The sequence below is a fragment of the Mycoplasmopsis lipophila genome (genome assembly GCF_045276895.1).
In the GTDB taxonomy this organism is placed as follows: Bacteria; Bacillota_I; Bacilli_A; order Mycoplasmatales; family Metamycoplasmataceae; genus Mycoplasmopsis; species Mycoplasmopsis lipophila.
This window is the reverse complement of the sequence record NZ_CP174165.1, coordinates 563,973-586,692: the sequence shown is the minus strand read 5'-3', so window position 1 is coordinate 586,692 and position 22,720 is coordinate 563,973. Positions and strand designations below refer to the sequence as shown.

The following is a 22,720-nucleotide window of genomic DNA, read 5'->3' as shown; positions in this document are numbered from 1 at the left end:
AATTTTTGTGGTAAATATTTTTTAATTTAATTAACCTAAAACCATTGAAATAGTTCTAGTTGTAGTTAAAGTTGTTTCTTCATTTGTTCCAGCTTGTTTATTGCTATTAACATTAAATGAAAGTTCAAATACAAATTCACAAATTAATTTTCCATTATACATTTTAAATTTATTGATTTTTGTAAATTTAATACCGATTCCATTTAATCAATATGATTCAACTTTTGTTAAACCTTTTTCTTTTTCAAAACCAGTTTGAATAAAGTCTTGACCTGTTGGTAAATAAATTAAACTTCAAATTTTACTTTCTTGGAATATATGATCATCATTAAGTGAAGCACCTGAACGTAAAATATTTCAAGTAAGACTTTGTGATTGGAAATATTTTTTTAATTTTTCAGGATCATTTATTTCAAAATTTTCTTTATCATTAGATTCATTGTAAGCTTGTTTAAGTTCTTGTTTTATTGTATTTCATTTTGAATCAGCAGGATTTTTTTCAGCAATTAAAAATTTGTTTTGAAAATAATTTTGGTCTAATTTTTTAAAACCTTTAATAGTTATATTTATCGGATCAGAATAATAAGTTTGATTATTTTTTTGCATTCCTAATCTAAGAGTAGCAAATATTTCCCCTGTAATATCATTGTATCCATTAGAAATTATTTCTGGTATAAAATGAGCAACTTTTAATAATTTAAGATATTTGTCATGATTCTCAAAATTAGAAAATCTTAATATCGAATCTTTCTCATCTTTTGATTTTTCAAAATAATATTTATTTTCAGATGCATATGTATTTTTGTGGTCTTTATTATTTGAAACATCGTTTTCAAATTTAAGTTTATTTTTTAATAAATAATTTAGAATTTCTTTTTCATCATATCCAGTTTTTTCTATTACTTGTTTTGAAGCATCTACTATATCTTTTTTAATATCAGTTTCAGTATCATTGGCAAACATTTTTAAAGATAACTCCATTTTTACTACAACAGTATTTTTATTTCCATTTTTTTCAATTTTTAATTGAGTAATTTTATATTCAGGATTTTGTTTAACAAAATCTATTAAATTAATAGGATTATGATTCTTATCATTTATATTTAATTCTTCAAAATATTTTAATAATTCTTCTGTAGACATTTTTTCTAAATCTTCTATAGATTTTATTTCATCTATCATTTTAGAAATATTTAATTTTGGAGAAGCTTGAGTAATTAAATATGAAAGAGGAGGTTTTTTAAATCTATCACTAATAGTTAATGAATCTACAGAGAAATTTTTATTATTAAATGTACCTTTAACTGAAATATTTGTAGTTCCATCTAAATCATTATATGAATTTACTTTAATGTCAGTTAAATTAAAATTAGTATCTTTTTTATCATTAACATTAAATAAATTTTTATTTTGAGAAGCATATTTGTTTTTATCTAATCTAAATAAATCTATCAATTGTGCTGAATGTTTGTTTATATCAAATTCATCAGTTGTAGGTGATTCCTTTTTAAATCCATTAAATTTTTGTTCATATATTTTTGATTCTAAATTATTTAGTTTATCTTTAACACTATATTGAATAGAAATTTTGTCTTTATTTTGTTTTTTAATAGATTTTAAAATTAATTCATAGTTAGAAGAAAGATTATAAGTATATTTATTAATTTCTAATGCTTGATCTATAAAATATTTTGAAGTTTCAATATTAAGGTTTAAATCTTTTGCAATTTTTTCTAATTCTTTTTTTGCTTTTTCTAGTTTTGCTTTATTCTCTTGTTCATTATTTTGATTATTTTCTTTTTTAAATCCATTAAATTTTTGTTCATATATTTTTGATTCTAATTTATTTATTAAATCTTTAACACTATATTTAATGGTAACTTCATCTTGATTAGTTTTTTCTATTGATTTTAAAATAAGTTCATATCCTGATTTTAATGTGTAGGTATATTTTTTAATATCTAAAGCATCTTTAATAAAATAATCTGAAGTTTTAATTTTAAATTCTAATTTTTTTGCAATTTTTTCTAATTCTTCTAATGCTTTTTCCAATTTTTCATTATTTTTATCTTTATTATTTTCATCTTGTTGAGGTTTTGGCTCAGGTTTATTTTTCTTATCACAAGCACCCGAAACCACCAAACTAGAAGTTAGAGTAGCTAAAGGTAAGATAGTTAAACCTAAAAATTTAAGTGATTTTTTCATTTTTCTCCTTATATAGTTTTTATTATTTTTAATAATAAAAATACTTATGTATTATATAGATAAAAGAAAAAAATAAAATATTTTTTATATTTCCATTGTAAAAGTTTTATTTACTTTAATTGTTTTTTCTTCTGTTGTAATAGAAGAAGAATTATTATTAATTATGAATGAAATTTCAAAAACAAAATCACAACTTATTTTTCCATTTTGTTCTTTAAAGTTATTAATTTTAACAAATTTTATGTTTATACCATTTAATCAATATTGACTATGTACTAAACTTTGTTTTTTATCATAAGCTTTCTCAACAAAATCAGAAATATAATTTATAGATTTATTATTATAGGTTAAAGTTCAATTATTATTACTTTGTAATTTGAATTCATCTTTATTAGAATTACCAGGACGTAAAACATGTCATATTTCATTTCCAACTTTAAAGAGTTTTTTTATTAAAGTTGGTTCTGTAATTTCAAAATTTGGTTTTTTATTTGAATTTAAATATAATTTTTTAATTTCTTCTTTTACTGTTTGTCATTTTGAATCATTTTCATTTTTTTGTTTAATTTCAAATAATTCATTAAAAAAATCATAATCTAGTTTTTTAAATCCTTTTATTGTTATATTTATAGGGTCTGAATAATAAAATTCATCATTTTTAAACATCCCAAATTGAATATTTGCAAACAATTCACCTGTAACATCATTGTATCCAGCTGAATTAGTTTTAAATAAAAATTCCTTTATACCAAATTGTTTTTTAAATTTTTCTTCTATTTGTTTATCAAAAATAGCATAACCGCCTGATATATCAATTCCTTGTTTTTCAAATCAATATTTATTTTCAGAAGCAAAACTTTCTTTTTTATTTGGATCATTTTCTATTGTTTTTAAAAAAGAAATTTTATTTTTCAATATATAGTTTAGGATATCTTTTTCATTATAACTATCTCCTTCAAGTGGTAATTTTGGAGTATCTATAATATCTTTCTTTATATCTGTTTCTTTATTATTAGAAAATGTCTTTAATTGCAATTGAACTTTTAATAAAATTGCATTTTTTTGACCATCTTTAACTAATTTTAAATTTGTAATTTTATATTCAGGATTGTCTTTAACAAAATTAACTAAATTGATTTTATTATTTTGTTTATCATAAATAGTTAATGTTTCAAAAAATGTTAACAATTGATCGATTGGATAAGTTTTTAAATCTTCAATAGATTTACCATCTTCAATCATTTTTTGTGTATTAAGTTTTGGATTAACTTGATGAATTTCATCTATTAATGGAGGTTTTTTAAATCTATTATTAATAGTTAAAGAATCAACGGAAAAAGTTTTTTTGTTAAAAATACCTTTAACAGAAATTTGTGCTGTTCCATCTAAATCATTATAAGAAAGTAATTTAACTTCTTGCAATTCAAAATTAATATCTTTTTTATCATTAGCATTAAATAAATCTTTATTTTGAGAAGCATATTCGTTTTTATCTAAATTAAATAAATCTATTAGTTGTTCTGAATGTTTGTTTACATCAAAAACATCAGTTATAGGTGCTTGTTTTTTAAACCCATTAAATTTTTGTTCATATGTTTTTGATTCTAATTTATTTATTGAATCTTTAACACTATATTTAATGGTAACTTCATCTTGATTAGTTTTTTCTATTGATTTTAAAATAAATTCATATCCTGATTTTAATGTGTAAGTATATTTTTTAATATCTAAAGCATCTTTAATAAAATAATCTGAAGTTTTAATTTTAAATTCTAATTTTTTTGCAATTTTTTCTAATTCTTCTAATGCTTTTTCCAATTTTTCATTATTTTTATCTTTATTATTTTCATCTTGTTGAGGTTTTGGCTCAGGTTTATTTTTCTTATCACAAGCACCCGAAACCACCAAACTAGAAGTTAGAGTAGCTAAAGGTAAGATAGTTAAACCTAAAAATTTAAGTGATTTTTTCATTTTTCTCCTTGTATATTTTTTATGAATAAATAAAAAATGCTAATTTATTATATATAAAATGGTGTTTTTACATATTTTTTATTATTTTTACATAATTTGTTTTTTAAAAAATAAAGCTCATAGTAAAAAACCATGAGCTTTAATAAATTATTTAGATTAATTTATTTTTGATTGAGGAATATATATATTTCCATCAACATTAGTTATATTGTTAATTGCTATAAATGCTTTTGGATCAACTTTTCTAACTTTATAAATTAATCTTGGTATTTGATTGTATAAGGTTATTGATGAAATAATACTTAATGGTCTACCTGAATAACCACCAACACCTTCTGTAATTGAAAAACTATTCATTGATTTTTCATCTTCATTAAGTTCATTTTTAATTTCTTCAAGATGATGAGTATATATTTTACATTGAACTATTTTATATCTTGGGAATAATTTATCAAGATAAATAGAAAAAACTACGTTACAAATATAAGTAGAAACAAAGTTTGGTGAGAAATATAAAGAAGGTTGTCAAGTTAATTTTTGTAAGTATTCTACTTCTTCTTTTAAATTATCCCATTCAGTAGGTAAATTATCTAAATTAAGTGATTTAATATCATTTAATAATAATGAAGCTGGAAGATAATTACCTACAACAACGGATGCTAAAATAATAATTAAATTAATGTAAGCGTTAATAGCACCAAAGTTTTTTTGTTTGTATACAGAATAATATTCTCCTATAATTCCAGTGACTCCAGCAGAACCACCAATAATAGCAATAATAGCAAAGAAATATGCTAATAAAACTCCATAAACAACAGCTAAAAGAATTTGAGCAATGATATTTCCTCCACTTTTATTTCAATCAAGAGGAATTTGAGATCACATATCTTTATGATTTCAATGTTCATCAATCATATATTTTTTTAAATTTTGTGAAATTTCTGGATGATTAAAATCTCCGATTAAATATAGTTTATTTACTCCTGGTATTTGTCCTAAACCAAAAGAAACAAAACTTGAAACTACTAAAAATAATAGAGTTAAAAGGGTAAATTTTTTACCCAATTTTTTTCAGCCAAATCAAAAAATTGGAATACTTAAAACTAAATACATAATTCAGAATAAAGCATGATCAATAATATTAGAAATATTTGGTGTAATAGCTTTAACTTTTCTTAATAATACAACAGTTAATTTAGCAATTGCTTGACCAAAAGCAGCTAAACCAAAGTTATAAATTCCAGGATTTTTAACTAAAAACACTCCAATAATTCCAAAAATAATTGCTAATCCACAAGTAATTAACATCAATTTTCAAAATGGCATAGGACCATAAAAACGTGAAAGTTTTAATATGAAATTTGACATTTTTGTGTATTTATAATTAACATTTTTCTTCGAAACTAATCTTGGTCTTGTAGTCATGTTTTCATTATTAACATCTTCTACAGAAACACCATCCGGATCAAAATGTTCTTCTTTTTTAGAATCATCTTGTTCATTAAAAAGTTCTTTTTCTTGTTCCATTTTTCTCCTTTCTTTTTTTAAAATAAATAAAAAAATAAAGCAAGTTCTAAAAAAACTTACATTTTTAATTATATGTTATAACAAAGAAAATAATATTATATTTTTACTAACGCTATATACCTTATAATTTTGATATGAAAAAATTTATTGTTAAAAAAGACTTTTTTGAAATATTTCCTAATGCTCATATAGCTGTAATTATTGCTAAAAATATAGATAATACAAAAAATATTGAAGGACAAAATTTATTAAATCAAGGTATCGATATTTCAGAACAATATATAGACAATTTTATTTGAACTGATAATAAAGTTATTAAATATTGGAGGGAAGCATTTAGAAAATTTAAAAGTAAAAAAGGTGCTAGATGTTCTATTGAAGCTTTATTAAAAAGAGTTCATAACGGAAATAAAATAAATAGCATCAATCCTTTAGTTGATATCTATAATTATATTTCATTAAAATATGGAGTACCTTGTGGAGGAGAAGACATTAATAAAATAAAAGGAAATATGCTACTAACTAAAGCTATGGGAGATGAAAATTTTATAACATATGGTTCCGATATTTCTGAACCTCCATATTCAGAAGAAATTGTATATAAAGATGATTTAGGGGCAATTTGTAGATGTTTAAATTGGAGAGAATGTACTAGAACTTTATTGGATGAACAAACTAAGGAAGCAATTTTATTCATTGAATCTATAGATGAAACTAATTTGGAAAACATAAAAAATGCCTCTTTAGAAATGGAAAATCTAATAAAAGATAAACTAAAAGGTAAAACAATATTAAAAATATTAAATAAAGAAAATTTTGAAATTGAATTTTAAATAAAAAGATTGTAATGCTTAAATTAACATTTACAATTTTTTTATTTATTTTAATAAAAATATTTTTAAAAATTAAATAAATATACATATTAAATTTTTCTTTTTTACCTATAAAATAGCAAAATAAATAAAAAAATACTTTTTATTATTCTTTATATTTATAAAGTTTTTATATAAAAAATATCTTTATAATTTTCTTTATGAAAAAATTAACATTTAAAGAAAAATTATTAAATCTTCCATTAATAAAAAATTTTAATTCATGAAAATTAACTTATAAACTTATGTTTATTTTTGGTTTCATTATGGCCTTAGTTAATCTTTCAAGTTTAATTGTTTATTTTTGATGAAGTATTGAAAAAAATTATTTATCTCTAAAAAATAGTGGAATTCAAAATCATTTTAAAGATTGAACCAAAGCAAACCCAACATATCGTCCAGATGCATTAGCATTAATGTGAAGTAACACTTTAACATTTAATATGATTTCAAATTGATTATTAACAATTAATTTGTTGCTCTTACCTTTTTTTCAAAATTCTCAAAGAGCAAAATCAATGTTTTTTACAGCAAACGTAATAATTACCATTACCTTTTTAATTTATTGAAGTTTAATTTTCCCAACATACTTTAAAGGTAAAAGTGAATTATTAGATCATTGATATTTATTAATGTATAGTACCATATTACATGCTATAAATCCTTTAGTAGGTTTTATATTTATGTGATTTATTAGAAAAGAAATTCAATTGAAAAAATGTCAATTATGAATGACAAATATTTTTGTTCTTGCTTATTTCACTTTTGCATTGGTAACATTCTTTATAGGAAGTAAATTCATTAATTTAGAAACTAAAAATAATCAAAATCCTTATGGTGCTTATCATATTACTATTTATGGCTTCTTGAATTTTAAACAACCTTTATTCTATAAAGGTGGGAATACAGCAGTTATTATTCTTTTAGATATATTAATGTTTTTAGTTGCTTTCTTTGTTATTCCTGGAATTGCATATTTATGAAAATTAGCATATAGAATACAAATTATTAAACCCAATAAAATTAATAAATTAGAAGAAAAAATAATTGAATAGAAAAATAAAATCTGCTTTTTATTGGAAGCAGATTTTATTTTTCTAAAAGTTTTTTAAATTCATTTTCACCAATAACTTTAATATTATATTTTTGTGCTTCTATTAATTTTGAACCAGGATTTTCTCCGCAAAGTAAATATGAAGTTTTTTTAGAAACAGAATTACTTATTTTTCCACCATTATTTTCAATATCTTTTTCAAAATAATTTCTTGGTTTAGATAAAGTTCCAGTAATTACAAAAATTAAATTTTCTAATTTGTTAGTTTTATTTTCTTTTTGTTCATAGTTTAAATATTCATCTAAATAAAATAAAAATTCTTTATTATTTTTTAAATAGGTAATAAGACTTTCTACACTTTTAGGACCTATATCAACAATATTTATAAATTGATTAGAATCATAATTTATAAGTTCTTTAAAACTATTAACTTCTTTAGATATCAACTTAGATGCTCTTATGCCAATATGTTTAATACCTAAAGAATATAAAGTTTTGTGAAAACTTATATTTTTTACTTCTTCTATATTATTTAATAATTTTTCAATAGATTTTTTACCCATATTAGGTATTTTTTCTAATTCTTCTTTATGTTTATACATTACAAAAAGATCTTCAATTTTTTTAAGATAACCTAATTTATAAAATAATCTTATATTTTTTTCACCTAAAGTATTTATATTAAAGGCTTCTCTTGAAGCAAAGTGGATAATTTTCTTTATTTCTTTTTCTTCGCAATAAGGATTGATACAGAATTGATCTACATTATCTTCAAATTCTTTTAATTGACTTTTGCATCCAGGACAAAGTAAAATCTTTTTAAAAGGGATGACATTGTCATTTTTATGTTTAACTACATCTACTACTTTAGGAATGATTTCACCAGCTTTAATAATTTTTACTTTATCTCCTATATTAACTTTTAAGTCTTTAATAAAATTATAATTATGCAATGTTGCTGCTGAAACCATTGTTTGATTTAATTCAACTGGTTCTAAATTTGCTACATAAGTTATTTTTCCAGTTCTTCCTACAGTGGCAAAAATATTTATTACATTTGTTTCAGAAGATTCTAATTCATATTTATATGCTATAGAATGGTGAGGAAATTTAGAAGTTTTTCCTAATTTATCCCAATAATTTAAATCATTTAATTTAATAACCAAACCATCAGCATCATAATCTAATTGGTTCTTTATTTCTGTAAAATTTAAAATTTCATTTTCTAAATCATCAAATTCTACTATTTGATGAAAATTATTAGTTGGAATATTTAAAGTTTTTAAAAAAGTTAATGCTTCATTTTGTTTAAAAATATTATGTGATAATGGATCTTGTATTTCATAAAAAAATGCACTTAAATTTCTTTTTTCTACTATTTTATAGTCTAATTGCCTTAAAGTACCACTTGCTGCATTACGAGCATTTGCAAATTTTTGTAAATTATTTTTTTCTAAATTATTATTTATTGTTTTAAAATCTTTCTTTTTAAAAAATACTTCTCCTCTTACTTCTAAATGTTTAGAATAATTTATTATTTTAGGGATACTTGAAATTGCATAAATATTTTCAGTTACATCTTCACCTTCAATGCCATTTCCTCTGGTTAAAGCTTTAATTAAATATCCATTTTCATATATAAGACCTAGCGATAATCCATCTATTTTTGGTTCTAAAGAGAATATTAATTTTTCTTCTGGAACTATTTTTTTTAAGTTATCTATATATTTTATAATATCTTCAAAATTGTAAGCTTTAGCTAGAGATAACATTGGATTTTTATGAATAACTTTTTTAAATTTTGAATCAGCAAATGACCCTAAATGTTGGGTTGGAGAATTTGGGAACATATATTCAGGATATTTTTTTTCTAGTTCTTCTAATTCTTTTAATGCTTCATCATAAACTAAGTCATCTACAGTGGGATTATTATCTTGGTAATATTGTTTATTTCATTCTCATATTTTTTTTGTTAATTGTAAAATTTTGTTTTTTATTTCTATATTCATAAACACCTTATTTTCTTAAAAATTATAATAAAAAACCGCCTTTTTAAGGGCGGTTTTGTTTTTATTATTTTTAGAAAATTTAATTATTACATTATTATTTGAGTTTAAATCTAGAAGAAAGGAGCACCTATATAAAAATGGAAAGGTTTGTAAAAAATGTTAATAGATTATATAAAAAAAGGGAATGAGAGATAAATGATTAACAAAATTTTACTTTATGAATACACAAACAATAAAGAAAGGAGGTAGTTTGAAAATATTAAATGTGAAAAACCATTACAAAATAAAGAATTATAAGGAAAACCGAAAAATGTAATAATCAAATTTATTTTTTAAATAAACATTATTAAAGGAGTAATAAATATAAAAGAGAGAAGAAACCCAATAAATAATATTTTAAATTATATTAAACAAATTTTTTAATAAATGAAAACATTAAAAATATATAACGATATAACGAATAGTTAATACAATACACAATAAGAGATATATTAAAATTTAATAAATAATTCATCAATAACAATAATGAAAGATATAGAAAGGAAACATTGTTATCAATGGATCTATAATACGAAAAAATTTTAAATTTATAAAAACATATATAAAAGATTAAAATTATTCTACTCATTTAATAAGAGTAGGCCTACTTTTCAATAGGCTACTTTATTATAGTAAAAAAATAAAGCATTATTTATGTTTAACCAATAATTCACATATTTTTATAAAAATTACTATTTTATAGGTAAAAAAATAAAAATTTTTTTGAATAAATACTTATTATTATAAGTATAATAAACATATGAAAAAGAAAATTATTTTTTTTTTGGTACCTATAATACCTTTATCAACAATCTTTATTTCTAGTAATTGCGAAAATACAATAAATGATAAAAATAAGCAAACACAAAAAGAAATTAACAGATTAGATGAAATTATAAAAAAAACTAATCCTATTTTTAAAGAAAAACTTATACAAAAAGATCAAGATGGAAAAATTTTATCTACAACAGAATTAATAGATGTTAAAACAAAAAAGTCATTAATAAAACCTTCTAATTTAATTTTTAATTCTTCTAATATAGATTATGTTTTGAACCATATTTATTTTAATGATGTAAATAATAATTTTTTAAAAGATAAACAATTAAAAATTGTTGATAATTATATTTATTTTAATAAAGAACATACCAAAGCATTTTTATCTTATAGATTAGAATCAACAAAATTAGAATTTCAAAATTTAAATATTAAATCTAAAAGAATTGAAAAAGAAATTCAAAATTTAGAATTCCCTAATAAATTAGATTATAAAGAATTAAAATCTGGTAAGATTCTACATCAAAATACTATTTTTATGCACCATAGTTCTTCAATACCTTTGTTTAAAAATGATTTTTATAGCTATATAATGAATTTATCTTCTATTAATTTTAATATTGGTAAAAAATTTAAAAACACATTTAGATTTTTACAAAATTGAATAAATGAATTAGAAGAACAAGAAAAAAATAATACTCTCAAATTAGAATTAAAAAATATGAATACATATTTAACTAATTTAAAAGATTCTTTATTAAATTTGTTGAAAACAATGTTTAATATTGAAAATACATATTTTGAAATGAATTTTTACATAAAAAAGAAAAAAAATATTGAAGATATTAAAGAACAAATTGATAAAGAAACAAATGAATCTATAAAAGCTAATTTAATGAAAAAATTAGAAGATGAAGAAAAAAATCTTTTACCAGATTTAGAAAAACAATATTTATATAGTTATTTTGATAAAAATATAAACAATTATAAAAAATTAGCCAATTATGTTTTAGGAGCTTTTGGTATAGAAAATGATGCAAATTATGGAATGTATAAAACTACCATTAATGAAGAATTACAAAAACTTAAAAGTACAATTGATACATTAAATACTCAAAAAGAAGTAGAAGAAAGATGTGAAGATTTTTATTTTAAAATTTCTTCTTTACTGTTTTCACCAGAAAATTATGATAAATTGAATATCCCGGAAGTAAAAGATACAATTAACCAATATAAAGAACAAATTTATAACATTATTCTTTCTGGTTTAAATTCTTTAGCAAAGAATTTTTTTAAAGATGAAAAAGATTATTCTAATGTGGATATTAATATAGAAAACAATATCCTAAAACGTTGAAATAAATTGATAAATGATTCAAAAGCAAACCCAAACAAAACAATAATGATGCTTATAAAAGAAAAAAACCATTATAAATATGATTTTTCAAAAAGTGAATTTGATTGATATAAGAAAAATTTAGAAAATAAAATGAATTACTTTATTCAAAAGGTAAAAGAAGAAAAGGGAAATGATTTTCAAGTAATTGATAATAATACAAAAGATTGAGAAGATTTATATTTTGATCCAGTAGAAAATAATAATCTTCATAATGAAAATATTTTTAAACTTTTTTCAACAGATAAAACAAGATTATTTAGAAAACAATCTGTTGGTAAACATATATTGTCATTAGTAGAATATTATAGTGGTAGTTTTATTGATATATATAGTAAAAAAGAAAAAACAACAGCTATTTTTATAAAAAATGGAAAAATTATTGGTAGACTATATGATAAATTAGATAGTATTACTCAAATCAGCAAAGAAATAATAAATGAAATAATTGAATAAATATTTAGCACTCTAATGGTTAGAGTGCTAAATTTATATGTTATAATTTTTTTTATCTTCAAAAGGAGGATAAAATGAATTCATGATTTGATGACTTTATGAATAGTTTAAATGATGCTGATCCAACTAATACTTCTTCAAAAGAATCTAAAAAAGATCCTTTAAAAGAATTTGGTAGAAATTTAACAGATTTAGCAGTTAAAAACCAATTAGATCCTGTTATAAATAGAGATGATGAAATAAGAAGAATGATAAGAATTCTTTCTAGAAAAAATAAAAACAATCCTGTATTAATAGGGGAACCAGGTGTTGGAAAAACTGCTATTGTTGAAGGATTAGCTAGAAAAATTGTTGAAGGAAATGTTCCTGAAAACTTAAAAGATAAAGAAATAATTGAATTAGATTTACCAGCAATGCTAGCTGGTGCATCTTTTCAAGGACAATTTGAACAAAGATTAAAAGATGTATTAAAAAAAATAGAAGATTCAAATGGGGATATTATTGTTTTTATTGATGAAATACATATGCTTATAGGTACTGGAAAAAATGCACAAGGTGGAATGGATGCTGCTAATATTGTAAAACCTTTAATGGCGCGTGGAAAAATGCATTTAATAGGAGCCACTACTTTTGATGAATATCGTAAATATATTGAAAAAGATGGAGCATTAGAGAGAAGAATGCAAAGAATTGATGTTCAAGAACCTTCTATTAATGATACTATTACAATTTTGAGAGGTATTAAAGATCGTTTTGAAAATTACCACAATGTTAAAATTCAAGATGAAGCTTTAGTTTCGGCAGCTAGATTAAGTTCAAGATATATATCTGATCGTTTTTTACCTGATAAAGCAATTGATTTAGTCGATGAAGCAGCAGCTACTATTAAAACAGAAATGGGATTTCAACCTGAAGAATTAGATAAAGCAAAACAACAAAAAGCTAAATTAGAAATGGAAAAAATTGCTTTATCAGAAGATAAAAAAGCTAATAATACAAGATTACAAGAAATTGAAAAAATTTCGAAAGAAGTAGATTCTAAAATAGAAGAATTGCAAGAAAAATGAGATTCAGAAAAGAAAAGATTAGAAGAATTATCTAATTACAAAGCAAAATTGGATAATATGAAATATCGTTTAAATATTTTTCAAAATGAAGGTAATTTTGAATCTGCTTCTAAATTAATGTACAATGATATTCCTGATTTAGAAAAGAAGATTAATGATTTAGAAAAAAAACTTAATACTTCAAGTAATACTTTAATTAAAGATACAGTAACTAAAGAAGAAATAGCCAACATTGTATCAAAATGAACTAAAATTCCTGTAACTAAACTTTTAGAAACAGAAAAAGAAAAACTTTTAAATTTAGAATCAGAATTAAATAAAAGAGTTAAAGGACAAGAAGAAGCAACTAAATTGGTAGCCAATGCTATTTTAAGAGCAAAAGCTAATATTAATGATCCTAATCGACCTTTAGCTAGTTTTTTATTTATGGGGTCAACAGGTGTTGGAAAAACTGAATTAGCAAAAGCATTAGCATATACTTTGTTTGATAGTGAAAAACAAATGATTAGATTAGATATGAGTGAATATATGGAAAAACATTCAGTAGCTAAATTCATTGGTGCTCCCCCAGGTTATGTAGGTTATGATGAAGGCGGATCTGTAAGTGAAAGAATAAGAAAAAATCCTTATACTATTTTGCTTTTTGATGAAATTGAAAAAGCTCATAATGATGTTTTAAATATACTTTTACAAATTTTGGAAGATGGAATTATTACCGATTCAAAAGGTAGAACCATTAATTGTCGTAATTTAATTGTAATAATGACAAGTAATTTAGGAGCAAATTTAGTTGAAAAAGAAAATGAAAATGAATCTATAACTAAAAAAGATCTTAAAAATGAATTGATGAATAAATTAAAACCTGAATTTATAAATAGGATTGATGAAATTGCTTGATTTAAATCTTTAGATAAAGATACAATTAAAGAAATAGTTAAATTAGAATTAGATAAATTATTAAATAGAATTTATGAAAGTAAAAAAGTTTCTTTAGCTTATGATGAAAAAACTATTGAATTTATATCAGAATCTGCTTATGATTCAAACTTTGGAGCAAGACCTATAAGAAGATTTATTCAAAATCAATTAGAAAGTTTAATTGCTTTACAAATTATTAAAGATAATATTAAAGAAAATAAAAAATATAAAATCTCTGTTTTTGCTGGTTCATTTATTATTAAAGAAAACAAATAAAAATAGGATTCATAAAACTTAAATCCTATTTCATAAAATGAAATATCAAGTGCAATATATGTGCTTGCTATTTTTATATTTATATTAAAAAATTCAAGTGCAACATAATTGGATAGAATCTAATTGTTTTGTACTTGAATTTTTAATTATTTTTCAACTGTTTTTTTAGTTGATGTTTTTTTAATTTTTTTTGTATCTGTAGCTTTTACAGTTACTTTTTTTGAAGATTTAACAATTTTTTTATCTTGTTGTCTTTCTTTGTAAACAGAAGCATATTTTCTATTTCTTTTTGTTTCAAATTTAACAAAACCATCAATTAATGAATATAATGTATCATCATTTCCTCTACCAACATTTGTACCAGGAAAAATTTTTGTTCCTCTTTGGCGAAAAATAATTGAACCTGCTGTACAAAATTGACCATCACCTAATTTAATACCTAATCTTTGTCCACGTGAATCACGGCCGTTTCTACTAGAACCACCGGCTTTTGTATGTGCCATTTTAAATTTCCTTTATTTTAAAAATATAAATAATTAAATTAAGCAACAATTTCAGTTATTTTTACACGTGTATAAGGTTGGCGGTGTCCTAATTTTCTTTTGTGAGTAGATTTAGGATTATGACGATAAACAATAATTTTTTTTGCTTTTCCTTGCTTTTCAATAATTCCACTAACATGTGCTTTTGCAAGGTATGGTTTGCCAATTTTTTGATCAACAACTAAAATTTTATCAAAGGTAACTTTACTTCCTTCATTGCCTTCAATTTTTTCAATAAAAATTGATTGATCTTTTTTAACAAGAATTTGCTTGCCTCCGGTTTCAATAATCGCAAACATTCGATTATTCCTCCATAAAATTGACACATCCTTAAGGTGGTAATAAAACACTTGTAAACCTTTTTAGAATGGTTACAAAAAGTAACACTACTATTATATATAAAATATTTATATAGATACTAAAAAGCAATTATTGTAGGTCCTGATGAAGTTCCACTAGAAGATGGGTTTTTCTTTGTTGGTTCAGTTTTTTTATCATTTGAACCATCATTCCAATTAGCATTACCAGTGTTAGATTCATAAGAACCGTTTTTTGATTTGATAATTTTTATAAAGGTACCAATAGCGGTTAAACCTTGAGAAATTAATGGGACAACAGTTGAAGCAATTCCAAGAAAGCTTCCTCCATAAATTTCAGTTTGTTTTTTGTTGTTAAGTTTTTTAAAATTTTTCATAAAAAATGTCCTCCATATATATATGTCCTTTTTTTACAAAAAAGCCAAAAAAATTTATAAAAAAATGCAAAATAGGAATTTTTTTATTTTTGCATTTTTTTATTCAACATAACTTGTGTTAAATTTACCAATAGCTTGTTTAACAGGTTTTATACTTATTCATGCTTTTGGTTCAATTTTTTTAATGTCTAAGATTAAGTTTTTGGTTTCTAATAAAAGCATTACAGATTCAATAATATAAATATCATTTCCTGTATATCCGCTTTTTACTTTTTTAATTGAATATGCATGTCAAAAGTTAATCTTTTTGAAATATTTTAAAATTACATCAGGATTTGAACATGAGACCTCAAATTGAACTTTGGCATATTTAGGATAAATAAGTGTTAGAACAATGTTATTAATCAATATGTAAAGTAAAGTAGATAATTCTCTCATTCCAAAAGTAGTGGTTTTATTTAACTTATTGATTCCTCTGATTTGAGGCATATAAGGAAAAGTATTGGTTTCATTTAAATATTGAATGGATCTAAAAGAGATAGAATGAGGTTTGGTAAATCTAAATATAATTAAAAAAGTTAAAGAAAACATTAAGGATATTAAAGAAAAAATAGAAGCAACATTTTTTTTGGATTTAGTAGCAAAGTAATAGATAACTATATCAGTTCCACCAGTTGATCCTCCACTTTTCCAAGTTAAAGAAATAGCTACTGCTATACAAATAGCACCAAGAACTCCATATACAAGAATTGGTCAACTAGTTGGATTTTCAATTACATATGGATTAACTGATTTTCTATATCATTCTGTAGTGATATTAGAAATATATTCTTCTTCTATAACTTGTAATTCTCTTGATCAATTGGGAGTTAAATTGAAAGTTCTATATAAAAAGTCATTTATTGGTGTTCAAGTAAAAAAGAAGTTTGTAGGAATTTGAAAAAGCATAAACAACAAAGTTAGTATGATGAAAGATCTTTTTTCTTTTAGACCAAATGTTAAAAATAAAGGAATATTGGCGCCTAAGTAAATTAAAGCAAAATATGGTTTGATTTTAGGAAAAATTAGAACTAATAAAGTAGGAAAACCTGTTAAACCACTAGGTATAGTTTCAGAACGATTAATGAAAGTATTTATTCCAAAATTGAAAAGCAAAGCAGATAAAAAAACTATTAAAACTCTTTTTCAATAATTTTGAATAATAAATTTAATTTTTTCTTTGACATTTTTGTGTTCATGTTTTAAATTTTTTAAGTAATATTTACCCATTTCTAATTTTTCTAAAGGTAAATCATTTTCTTCTTTATTTTGTATTTCATTTTCCTTATTTACTTTTAAAATTGAAGAATTAGTTATTTTTTCTTCATCTTTTTTTTCTTTTTTTTCTTGATTTTTTAATGTTTCATCATATGATGGAACATTATTAAGATTTTCTTGTAATTTGGTTTTTTGCCTTGATTCTTTTTGCTCATTCATAAGTATCTAAATTATCATATATTTATATATTTTTTTTAAATAAAAAATAATAATTTATAATTATTAAAGATACTATATAGAATTTATTTTAATATTCATTGTTGTATATATAAAACTTAATTTTAAGTATTTATAGAAAGGCATTAATGGCTACAGAAACAGAAAAAAAACCTTTACCAATTTGACATATAACTCCTAAAGGTAAAAAATGACAAATCAAAGGAGTTGGTCGTGATAGAGCAACTAAAATTTTTGATACTCAAAAAGAAGCGATAGATTATGCAAAAGTTATGGTTAAAGATAATGAAGGAACTTATTTAGTTCATAAAGCAACAGGTCCTATTAGAGTTGGACAAAGTTATAAACCAAAAAAAGTTAAAAAAGAAACAAAACCAAAGAAATAAAAACAGGAGAAGATATGAAACAAATTATTTGTAAAATTGTTGAACCTTTAGGTTTACATGCCATTCCTTCTAGTATTTTAGCAGGCACAGCTTCAAAGTATAAATCATCTATTACTATTACTACTGCTAATGGACATCAAGCTGATTTAAAATCTATTATGAACATTACTTCTTTAGGAATTAAACAAGGTTATGAAGTGATTATTAAAGCAGTAGGTGCTGATGAGCAAGAAGCAATTGAGGATATTAAAAAGGTTTTAGAAACAAATTTAATAATTTAATTTATGTAGAAAGTTACTTTTTATCTTTAAAAAGTATTACTTATGAATTTTTACTATTTTTTATTTAAGAAAATTAGTTTAGCAATTTTAGGGGTTTTTATAACTCTTACTTTTTTATTCTTTTTTTTAGGTATTTTTATAAATAGTGATTTTTCTTCACCATTGGTTATCCAATATTTTAAATATCTTTTATCAATTTTTACTTTTAAATTTGGAAAAATTTATAATTCAACTATTTCAAATTCATTTATTAATCCAGCAACATTTTATTTTTTTTATATTAAATTATCATTAATTTTTACTTTAATTACATTTTTATTGTCAATAATTATAGGATTTGGTATAGGTATTTTTAGTGCTTATAAAATTAATACGAAATCAGAAATTCTAACTAATATTATTATTTTCTTTTTTTCTTCTATTCCTACTTTTATCTTAGCGCCTATTGGGATTATTTTGGCAGAAAAATTAGATTTTCCAATTAATTATATTGATCCAAATTTATTGGGATTTAGCTTTACTATTAATTCTTTTATAATTCCAGTTATTATTCTTTCTTTAGGAACAATTACTATTTTTTCTATTTTAACTAAAAAAGTTCTTTTAAATATTTTAAATCAAGATTATGTAATTATTATGAAAGCTAATGGAATGAGCAGTTTTAAAATTTTTTGAAAAGTAATATTCAAAAATTTAATTATTAATCAATTAAACTATTTAATTCCTATTTATGTTGCAATGGTAAGTTATAGTATGATTATTGAAAGAATTTTTCAAATTCCTGGTCAAAGTTTACTTTTAAATAGCGTTATTAAAATGAATGAATTAGAAATTCTATCTACTTTTATTTTTTTTACTTCTCTTTTTATATATCTTGCTCAAGCTTTAATTGAAATTTTGTATCAAACTTTAAATGTTGACAATAAAATGAATTTTTATTTCAAAATCCAAAATAGAAAAATAAATTTATTTAACGAACAAAGAGAGGGGGTAAAAAATGAAATCAAATAAATACCATCATGTGCATTGTGTAGTTGATGATGATGTTAAGCATCATTTAAAACATTTACTTAAAAAAGTAGAACATAAACATTATGCTGTTTCATTAACAAAACAAAAATCTAATATAAAATTATTTTGGAATCGTTTTATAAATAGAAAAATTAATTTAATTCTTTTATCTTTTATAGTTTTATTTACTTTATTTTTAATTTTTACTTCTTTATTTTATCCATATAGTTCTAAAAAAACTGCTATTTCTAATCCTCTTTTATTAACTAATTTACCTAAATTTTATTCTCCAATTGTTGAAAAAAACCTTCCAGTTGGAGAAGAATATAATATGATAAAAAATATTGCTAATTTATCACCTCATAGAAATATTATTATTTCTGAAAAACAAATTTTAGGTTTTATTCAATTAAAATATAACCCTTATGAATTACTTTATGCTACCTTAGAATTAGGTGGTAATAAGATGACAAAACTTAATTTTTTATTAGGAACAAATGAGAATGGAATTGATAATTTTTCTCTTATCATAAATTCAATTTTATGAACAATAATAATTTCCTTATTTTCCTTATTTATAGGTTTATTAGTAGGAACTTTATTAGGTTCTTTTGTTGCTTATTATTCAGAAAAAACAAGTGTAAAAATTGGTTATTATACTTTTTCTAGTTTATCAATTTTACCTTATTTAATTTTTTCAATATTTTTATTTTCTATATTTAAGTTTTCAATATTAAGTTCTATTATTATTTTTAGTTTATTAAGTAGCATTAATTTCTTTCACTCTTCTTATGCTTCTGGTTTAGAAATCAAAAACAAAGAATTTATTATAGCTGATAAAGCATCAGGATTTAATAATTGAAATATCATTATACGAGATTTATTTAAATACAATTGGTGAAACAATATTGTTATTATTTCTGATCAATTATCATTAATATTTTTAAGTTTAGCAGCATTAGCATTTTTTAATATTAATGGTGTTTCAAATTCTAACAACATAGGTTTAATTTTTAAACAAATTATTTCAGACGTTACTAATTTTGATTATTTATTTACTGTCATTTTTTTAAGTATTTTATATCTTATATTAACTAAATGATTAAGTATTTCTCTTTATGTTTCTTCAAATCCAAAACTAAAATAAAAAGGAAAATATGAAAAAAAATAAATTATTATTGGGTTCTTTATCTTTAACTTTTCTTACGTTAACTTCATTATCTTGTCAAAACATTAGAGAAAAAAGAGAAAAAGATACTTATATAAAGCAATACAATAGAGAAAATTTTTATAAAAATAAAGATTTTTACTACAATAAAAAAGTAGAAAATGATTTTGAATCACTTATCCATAATCCTTTAATTCGTTATGAATATCAAGATAATATAAATTATGATAATGTTAATAAAACATTTATACATCCAACAAGAAAAAAGTTAAGTTTTAATTTAATTGAAAAAATCATTTTATCAATAAAAGGTGAAACAGATAAAGAATATAACAATGATGATAAAGATTTATTTTTGCCTCCACAAAATAAAAATTTAGGTTATAACTCTGGAATAATTTCTTATTTTTCAAAAAATGAAAGCAATATTAATCATCCAGATTTTTTAAAGAATTTACAAAGAGCTTACAAAATTAGATTTGTTTTAAAAAAAGATATTTATTTTATCAATAATAAAGGTGAAAAAACTAATAAACAATTAAGTCCTAAAAATTACTTAAAAACTTTTGATAAAAATTTAAAAGATTTTCAAGAAATAATGAATAGTTTTAATTTAAATTACAAAACTACATTAAATTCAAAAGGAAATTTTTTAGATTTTGAACAAAAAAATATGAATTATGCTAATAAAATGGTTTCATTTTTAAATAATCAGATTATTACTAATTTATTATTTAATCCTACATATTTAGAAGAAAATGAAAATAATTATTTCATTGGTAATTATTACTTAAAAGAAAATACATTAAATAACCAAACTTTTCATATTAATAATTATTTTTATTTAAATAAAAGCACTAAAAATAAACTTAAAAAAATTATTTTAAAATATAATCCATTACCTTTAGATAGAGAAACTTTTTCTCTGCAATCATTTAATTCTTATCGCCAAAATCTAATATCAGAAACAGATTTTGATCATTTTAATAAGAAACAACAAAATGAAATATATTACAATAAAAAACTTTACGGGTTAAATTATCAATTAAAATCTTCAACAAATAATATTCCTATCAATACATTTTATAATTTTATTTTTGATAATAAAAATTCTATAAAATTTAATGATATTTTTTCCGAATTGTTTTATGGTTTAGATAAAAAAGAAATAATAGAAGGAAAAAATATTCTTAAAACATATAATCAAAAAAATCAATATTTATTTAGAAGCATTTTATCTTTAATGATAAATAAAATAACATATTTAAAAAAATTAAATTATGATAATTTGTGAAATTCATATGTTCCTGAAAATCTAGAATTGGATGGTAATGATATTGAAAATTCATCATATAAAAAAGCTTATGATGCTAAAAATTATTTAAGTTCAGAATATGGAATAGATGGTAATTTAATAAATGAAAATAATTACAAAAAAAGTTTTTATGATTATAAAAATTTAATTGACATTTTTAAACAATACCAAGGTATAAATTTTGAAAAAACAAAAGAAATGTTAAACAAGATAATTGATGATTTATATGCTGAAAAAAATTATGATAAGAATCAAAAAATAGAATTTACTATACCTATTTTTGAAAATGAAAATGATGATTTAAAACAAATTTATGATATTTTGATAAGTTTATTTAAAAAGATAGATAAAAGGATTAATCCATCTTATGAATTTGTGAAAAATAGTGATGATCAATATTTTATAAATTATCAAAAAATTTCTTTAGTAGAAAATTCCATTTCTAATTTTTTAAAACAAATGTTTTTTGAAAATAACAACTCTTGATTACTAATGTTAACTTTTATAGAAGAAGACAAATTATTTGGAAATGAATTGATTAGAGAAATTAAAAATTTTAAAAATGATTTTTTAAAAAAACAAACAAATGTTTTTGATAAATTAAAAAGTATTCAACTAAAAAAAGGTTTTTCTCTAAAAAGATATTTATTTTCAACAAATGAAGAATATTATGAATTTGAGCAAAAATTAGATACATATCTAAAAAAATTAACTTCATGAGAGCAAATAAAATTACTATTACAATTGAATAATTTGGTAAGAATTCCTTTTAATACTCAAAATTATTCTAATTCAGAGAAATATGAACAAATATTAGTCCAGAATTATTTAATAAAACCAATAAATGATTTAGGATATACTCAATTTCAAGACATAAAGTTAAAAAAATAGTATTTTGAATAAAAATGCTTAATTATTTTTTGCTTATTGTCTTATAATATATACATTAAAAATGACTTTTGCTGTAATATTTTTAGCAAATAATAAGGAGAAAAGATATGATTAACCCAAAAAGAAAAACTAGTAAACAAAGAAAACATAAGAGAAGAACTCATGATGCTTTACCAGTTCAAAATTTAGTTCAATGTAAAAATTGTTCAATGTTATATCAACAACACCATGTTTGCAAAAATTGCGGTTTTTATAATGGAAAAAAAGTTGCTGGTTATTTAGCAAATGAAGATCGTATAAAAGCATAATATTATCTTTTCTTAATTTTAAAAACTGCTATGTTAGCAGTTTTTTATATCTAACAATTAATA

Annotated in this window: 17 protein-coding genes and 1 pseudogene; 10 read left to right on the top strand and 8 right to left on the bottom strand. The window is 21.4% G+C overall.

The genetic code is table 4. The features are described 5' to 3' along the window. Positions 1-30: 30 nt before the first annotated feature. The 3 genes from ACJA27_RS02565 to ACJA27_RS02555 all read right to left on the bottom strand — a co-directional run bounded on the left by ACJA27_RS02565 (position 31) and on the right by ACJA27_RS02555 (position 5,703). On the bottom strand, positions 31-2,205 hold the full coding sequence (locus ACJA27_RS02565; protein ID WP_406617743.1) for a hypothetical protein: 2,175 nt from the start codon (positions 2,203-2,205) through the stop codon (positions 31-33). A gap of 84 nt (positions 2,206-2,289) precedes the next feature. Then, positions 2,290-4,176, bottom strand: coding sequence for a hypothetical protein (locus tag ACJA27_RS02560; protein WP_406617742.1), 1,887 nt, complete (start codon positions 4,174-4,176; stop codon positions 2,290-2,292). Positions 4,177-4,332: 156 nt separating this feature from the next. Continuing rightward, positions 4,333-5,703, bottom strand: coding sequence for a DUF2179 domain-containing protein (locus ACJA27_RS02555; RefSeq protein ID WP_406617741.1), 1,371 nt, complete (start codon positions 5,701-5,703; stop codon positions 4,333-4,335). Between the two features lie 134 nt (positions 5,704-5,837). On the opposite strand from ACJA27_RS02555, the gene ACJA27_RS02550 reads away from it, so the two are divergent. Continuing rightward, the gene (locus tag ACJA27_RS02550) at positions 5,838-6,536 is read left to right on the top strand and encodes a B3/4 domain-containing protein (protein ID WP_406617740.1); all 699 of its coding nucleotides are present in this window, start codon (positions 5,838-5,840) and stop codon (positions 6,534-6,536) included. Between the two features lie 200 nt (positions 6,537-6,736). Next, on the top strand, positions 6,737-7,630 hold the full coding sequence (locus ACJA27_RS02545) for an MAGa3780 family membrane protein (protein ID WP_406617739.1): 894 nt from the start codon (positions 6,737-6,739) through the stop codon (positions 7,628-7,630). A 34-nt stretch (positions 7,631-7,664) separates the two neighbouring features. Here the strand turns inward: ACJA27_RS02545 and ligA are convergent, their stop codons facing one another. Then, positions 7,665-9,638 carry an NAD-dependent DNA ligase LigA gene (gene ligA, locus ACJA27_RS02540; protein WP_406617737.1) on the bottom strand — a complete coding sequence of 658 codons (1,974 nt, stop codon included), beginning with the start codon at positions 9,636-9,638 and terminating at the stop codon, positions 7,665-7,667. A gap of 799 nt (positions 9,639-10,437) precedes the next feature. Here ligA and ACJA27_RS02535 point away from each other — a divergent pair. After that, positions 10,438-12,306 (top strand): hypothetical protein, encoded by a 1,869-nt coding sequence (locus ACJA27_RS02535; protein ID WP_406617736.1) that lies wholly within the window; start codon positions 10,438-10,440, stop codon positions 12,304-12,306. A gap of 74 nt (positions 12,307-12,380) precedes the next feature. Then, positions 12,381-14,567 (top strand): ATP-dependent Clp protease ATP-binding subunit, encoded by a 2,187-nt coding sequence (locus tag ACJA27_RS02530; protein WP_406617734.1) that lies wholly within the window; start codon positions 12,381-12,383, stop codon positions 14,565-14,567. A 242-nt stretch (positions 14,568-14,809) separates the two neighbouring features. On the opposite strand, the pseudogene rpmA reads toward ACJA27_RS02530, so the two are convergent. From rpmA to ACJA27_RS02510, 4 genes and pseudogenes are all read right to left on the bottom strand, one after another. Then, positions 14,810-15,070: pseudogene (rpmA, locus tag ACJA27_RS02525) on the bottom strand (50S ribosomal protein L27); the annotation flags it as partial. Positions 15,071-15,108: 38 nt separating this feature from the next. Further along, entirely contained in the window at positions 15,109-15,408 is a 300-nt protein-coding gene (gene rplU / locus ACJA27_RS02520; RefSeq protein ID WP_406617733.1) for a 50S ribosomal protein L21, read from the bottom strand. Positions 15,409-15,527: 119 nt separating this feature from the next. After that, complete coding sequence (locus ACJA27_RS02515) at positions 15,528-15,803, bottom strand: hypothetical protein (protein WP_406617732.1); 276 nt, start codon at positions 15,801-15,803, stop codon at positions 15,528-15,530. A 99-nt stretch (positions 15,804-15,902) separates the two neighbouring features. Then, positions 15,903-17,279 carry a YitT family protein gene (locus tag ACJA27_RS02510; protein ID WP_406617731.1) on the bottom strand — a complete coding sequence of 459 codons (1,377 nt, stop codon included), beginning with the start codon at positions 17,277-17,279 and terminating at the stop codon, positions 15,903-15,905. A gap of 146 nt (positions 17,280-17,425) precedes the next feature. Between ACJA27_RS02510 and ACJA27_RS02505 the strand changes: the two genes are divergently transcribed. The 6 genes from ACJA27_RS02505 (at position 17,426) to rpmF (ending at position 22,657) form a co-directional block, all read left to right on the top strand. Further along, positions 17,426-17,683: a DUF2188 domain-containing protein gene (locus ACJA27_RS02505; protein WP_406617730.1), complete on the top strand. Its 258-nt coding sequence runs from the start codon at positions 17,426-17,428 to the stop codon at positions 17,681-17,683. Positions 17,684-17,697: 14 nt separating this feature from the next. Next, positions 17,698-17,964 (top strand): HPr family phosphocarrier protein, encoded by a 267-nt coding sequence (locus ACJA27_RS02500; RefSeq protein ID WP_406617729.1) that lies wholly within the window; start codon positions 17,698-17,700, stop codon positions 17,962-17,964. A 42-nt stretch (positions 17,965-18,006) separates the two neighbouring features. After that, positions 18,007-18,975 (top strand): ABC transporter permease subunit, encoded by a 969-nt coding sequence (locus ACJA27_RS02495; RefSeq protein WP_406617728.1) that lies wholly within the window; start codon positions 18,007-18,009, stop codon positions 18,973-18,975. Beyond that, positions 18,962-20,122: an ABC transporter permease subunit gene (locus ACJA27_RS02490; RefSeq protein WP_406617727.1), complete on the top strand. Its 1,161-nt coding sequence runs from the start codon at positions 18,962-18,964 to the stop codon at positions 20,120-20,122. The genes ACJA27_RS02495 and ACJA27_RS02490 overlap by 14 nt, the downstream gene beginning before the upstream one ends. A gap of 10 nt (positions 20,123-20,132) precedes the next feature. Further along, the gene (locus ACJA27_RS02485) at positions 20,133-22,349 is read left to right on the top strand and encodes an OppA family ABC transporter substrate-binding lipoprotein (protein ID WP_406617726.1); all 2,217 of its coding nucleotides are present in this window, start codon (positions 20,133-20,135) and stop codon (positions 22,347-22,349) included. 107 nt (positions 22,350-22,456) lie between these two features. Further along, positions 22,457-22,657, top strand: a complete 201-nt coding sequence (gene rpmF / locus ACJA27_RS02480) for a 50S ribosomal protein L32 (protein ID WP_406617725.1) — start codon at positions 22,457-22,459, stop codon at positions 22,655-22,657. Positions 22,658-22,720 lie beyond the last annotated feature (63 nt).